5 protein-coding genes are annotated in these 4,110 nt (G+C 72.7%); all 5 read left to right on the forward strand.

Going from position 1 to position 4,110, the window contains the following annotated elements; translation table 11 throughout:
- Nucleotides 1-136 precede the first annotated feature (136 nt).
- The 5 genes from HOY81_RS26795 to HOY81_RS26810 all read left to right on the forward strand — a co-directional run bounded on the left by HOY81_RS26795 (nt 137) and on the right by HOY81_RS26810 (nt 4,027).
- On the forward strand, nt 137-745 hold the full coding sequence (locus HOY81_RS26795; protein WP_237323300.1) for a GNAT family N-acetyltransferase: 609 nt from the start codon (nt 137-139) through the stop codon (nt 743-745).
- A 156-nt stretch (nt 746-901) separates the two neighbouring features.
- Nucleotides 902-985: a putative leader peptide gene (locus HOY81_RS27770; protein WP_350257049.1), complete on the forward strand. Its 84-nt coding sequence runs from the start codon at nt 902-904 to the stop codon at nt 983-985.
- A gap of 149 nt (nt 986-1,134) precedes the next feature.
- Nucleotides 1,135-2,835 carry a nitrite/sulfite reductase gene (locus HOY81_RS26800; protein WP_237323301.1) on the forward strand — a complete coding sequence of 567 codons (1,701 nt, stop codon included), beginning with the start codon at nt 1,135-1,137 and terminating at the stop codon, nt 2,833-2,835.
- Nucleotides 2,836-3,107: 272 nt separating this feature from the next.
- Nucleotides 3,108-3,305: a hypothetical protein gene (locus HOY81_RS26805; RefSeq protein ID WP_237323302.1), complete on the forward strand. Its 198-nt coding sequence runs from the start codon at nt 3,108-3,110 to the stop codon at nt 3,303-3,305.
- The gene (locus HOY81_RS26810; RefSeq protein WP_237323303.1) at nt 3,302-4,027 is read left to right on the forward strand and encodes a phosphoadenylyl-sulfate reductase; all 726 of its coding nucleotides are present in this window, start codon (nt 3,302-3,304) and stop codon (nt 4,025-4,027) included. The genes HOY81_RS26805 and HOY81_RS26810 overlap by 4 nt, the downstream gene beginning before the upstream one ends.
- The last annotated feature ends 83 nt before the right edge of the window (nt 4,028-4,110 follow it).

The raw sequence follows: 4,110 nt of genomic DNA on the forward strand, positions 1-4,110 counted from the left end.
GCCGCGGGCGGGGCGTGCGGCCGGCCCGCGTCCCGGTCCGCCGCCGGGGCGCATCCGGCCCGCACGCCGGCTCCCGCAGCCGAGCGGCCCCGGACCGTGCCGGGAGGCGGCTGCCCGGCCCGGATACCCTCGGCGCATGTCCACCGTCACCGTCACCACCTGGTGGCTCGAGCAGACCTCCCCCGCGGACCTCGCGCCCGCCCGTATGCCGGACGAGGAGTCCGGCATACGGATAGCCCGGGCCGAGGTGCCCAGCCCCGAGTTCAGCCGCTTCCTCTACACCGCGGTGGGCGGCGACGTGACCTGGACGGACCGGCTGGGATGGAGCCACGCACAGTGGCGGGAGTTCCTGGAGCGCCCCGGCGTGGAGACCTGGGTGGCGTACGACCGGGGGACGCCGGCCGGCTTCGTCGAGCTGAACGGCGGCGCGGTGGCCACGACGGAGGGCTCGGCAGGAGACCGCGCGGACGGCTCGGTGGAGATCAGCTACTTCGGCCTGCTCCCCGCCTTCCGCGGCCGCCGGATCGGCGCCCGTCTGCTCTCGTACGGCACGGCGCGGGCCTGGGACCTGGCCGAGCGGCACCCCGGGCGGGGCGGGACCACCCGGGTGTGGCTGCACACCTGCAGCAAGGACGGCCCGCACGCGCTGCAGAACTACCGGCGCCGGGGCTTCCGGCTCTACGCCACCACGACTGAGGAGGAGCCGGTGCGGGAGACGCCCGGCCCCTGGCCGGGGGCGTACTGAGCCCGGCACCCGCGCGCCCCCGCCGCCCCGCCCCGCCGGCCCCGGCGCAGGCCGCTGGTGTGACGGGCACCACAACGTCCCGGCATGCGGGACGCTCTTGTCCATATAACGGATAGCAGTGGACTGCCCTCAGAGCGGCATGCCAGGCTTCTCATCATGTCTCGCGCTGGAATCGCCTTGGTGAGTCGACGCCACGTCGACCTCGGCCGCATGTCCAGCGCCATCTGTCGGGCGGGCTGACAGTCCCAGCACCGCCGACCTCGCACGCCGCCCCCATCGCCGCGGGCGCGCCTGCCACCTTCTGAAGCACCAGCGCACACGCTTGCGCTGCCGCGCGCGTACGCGGCGCCCCGAGCCGTATCCCCTGTCAGTCCGAAGGACGTACCGTCATGGCCGACACCCCCCAGCGCCCCGCCGCTGCCGCACGGAACCGCCGCAAGGCGGGCCGCCACCGCGGCGAGGGCCAGTGGGCAGCCGGGCACTTCACTCCGCTCAACGCCAACGAGCAGACCAAGAAGGACGACGACGGTCTCAATGTGCGGACACGCATTGAGACGATCTACGCCCACCGGGGCTTCGACTCCATCGACGGGGCGGACCTCCGGGGACGGATGCGCTGGTGGGGCCTGTACACCCAGCGCAAGCCCGGGATCAGCGGCGGCAAGACCGCGATCCTGGAGCCGGAGGAGCTGGACGACGAGTACTTCATGCTCCGCGTCCGCATCGACGGCGGCGCGCTGACCACCCAGCAGCTCCGGGTGGTCGGTGAGATCTCCCAGGAGTTCGCGCGGGGTACCGCGGACATCACCGACCGGCAGAACGTCCAGTACCACTGGATCCGCATCGAGGACATGCCGGAGATCTGGCGGCGACTGGAAGCCGTGGGGCTCTCCACCACGGAGGCGTGCGGCGACACCCCGCGGGTGGTCCTCGGCTCGCCGGTGGCCGGCATCGCCGAGGACGAGATCGTGGACGGCACCCCGGCCGTCGAGGAGATCGGGCGGCGGGTGGTGGGCAACAAGGCCTATTCGAACCTCCCGCGGAAGTTCAAGTCCGCGGTCTCCGGCTCACCGCTGCTGGACGTGGCGCACGAGATCAACGACGTGGCGTTCGTCGGCGTCGAGCACCCGGAGCTCGGCCCGGGCTTCGACGTGTGGGTGGGCGGCGGCCTGTCCACCAACCCGAAGCTCGGCGTGCGGCTGGGCGCCTGGGTGCCGGTGGAGGAGGTGGCCGACGTGCACGAGGGCGTCGTGAGCATCTTCCGGGACTACGGCTACCGGCGGCTGCGCAACCGTGCCCGGCTGAAGTACCTCGTCGCCGACTGGGGCCCGGAGAAGTTCCGCCGGGTGCTGGAGGACGAATACCTGCTGCGCGGGCTGGCCGACGGCCCGGCCCCCGCGGAGCCGGTGCAGCGCTGGCGCGACCACGTCGGCGTGCACGCGCAGCGGGACGGGCGCTACTACGTCGGCTTCGCCCCGCGGGTCGGCCGGGTGGACGGTACGACGCTCAGCAAGATCGCGGACCTCGCGGAGGCGCACGGCTCCGGGCGGGTCCGTACCACCGTCGAGCAGAAGATGCTGATCCTGGACGTCGCGGAGGACCGGGTCGCGTCGCTGCGCGAGGCGCTGGAGGCGCTGGACCTCACCACCACGCCGTCCGTCTTCCGCCGGGGCACCATGGCCTGCACCGGCATCGAGTTCTGCAAGCTGGCGATCGTCGAGACCAAGGGCCGCGGCTCCACGCTCATCGACGAGCTGGAGCGCCGCCTGCCGGACTTCGACGAGCCGGTCACCATCAACATCAACGGCTGCCCGAACTCCTGCGCCCGCATCCAGGTCGCGGACATCGGTCTCAAGGGGCAGCTGGTCACCGACGAGCGGGGCGAGCAGGTGGAGGGCTACCAGGTCCACCTGGGCGGCTCGCTGGGCCTGGAGCCCGGCTTCGGGCGCAAGGTCCGCGGCCTGAAGGTGACCGCCGACGCACTTCCCGACTACATCGAGCGTGTGCTGCGCGCCTACCGGGAGCAGCGCGAGGACGGCGAGCGCTTCGCCCAGTGGGCGGCGCGTGCCGACGAAGGGGCGCTCAAGTGAGCGACGGACGCGCGGCCACCAAGCCGCAGACGCACACACCCCCCGCACCACTGCGCCGCGTGGCCGGAGAAGCGAACCAGGAGACGCCGTGAGCGACGGACGCGCGGCCACCAAGCCGCAGACGAACACACCCCCCACACCACTGCGCCGCGCGGCCGGAGAAGCGAACGAGGAGACGCCGTGAGCGACGGACGCGCGGCCACCAAGCCGCAGACGCACACACCCCCCGCACCACTGCGCCGCGCGGCCGGAGAAGCGAACGAGGAGACGCCGTGAGCGAGCGAGCCGCCCCCTTCCACTGCCCGTACTGCGGAGACGAGGACCTGCGCCCCTCCGAGGAGCCGGCCGGCCCGGGCCGAGGCGCCGCCTGGGAGTGCCACTCCTGCAACCGCGCATTCACGCTCTCGTTCCTCGGGCTGCTGGCCAAGGGCCTGCGGCGCGAGCCCACCGAAGGGGACACGACAGCATGACCACCGCCCAGGAGACCCACGAGTCCCAGGAGCACAGCCCAGCGGATCTGCGGCAGCTCGCGGAGACGGCGGGCCGCGAGCTGGAGGACGCAGACGCGCTGGACGTGATGCGCTGGGCCGCCGACACCTTCGGGCACCGCTTCTGCGTGACCTCCTCCATGGAGGACGCGGTCGTCGCCCACCTCGCCTCCCGGGCGTTGCCCGGGGTTCACGTACTGTTCCTCGACACGGGCTACCACTTTCCGGAGACGATCGGCACCAGGGACGCGGTGGAAGCGGTGATGGACGTCGAGGTGATCACCCTCAGGCCGCGGCTGACCGTGGCGGAGCAGGACGCGCGGTACGGGCCGAGGCTCCACGACCGCAACCCCGACCTGTGCTGTGCCCTGCGCAAGGTGCAGCCGCTGGAGGAGGGCCTGCGCGGTTACGACGCGTGGGCCACCGGGCTGCGCCGCGACGAGTCCGCCTCGCGGGCGGACACCCCGGTCGTCGGCTGGGACGAGAAGCGGCAGAAGATCAAGATCGCCCCGATAGCGCGTTGGTCACAAGCCGATGTCGAGGGTTACGTTTCCCGGCACGGCGTTCTCACCAACCCGCTCCTGGCGGACGGATACCCCTCGGTCGGCTGCGCGCCCTGCACCCGGCGGGTGCAGGCGGGTGGGGACGCCCGTGCCGGACGCTGGGCCGGCTTCAACAAGACGGAGTGCGGCCTGCACCTGTGAGGGCGCGGGCACGGCACGAGCGGAACACAGGGACGTAGGGAGTGCGGGACATGGGCCTCACGGACACCGGTGCCACGGTGTGG

The organism is Streptomyces sp. JJ36 (genome assembly GCF_021696945.1).
Classification (GTDB): domain Bacteria; phylum Actinomycetota; class Actinomycetes; order Streptomycetales; family Streptomycetaceae; genus Streptomyces.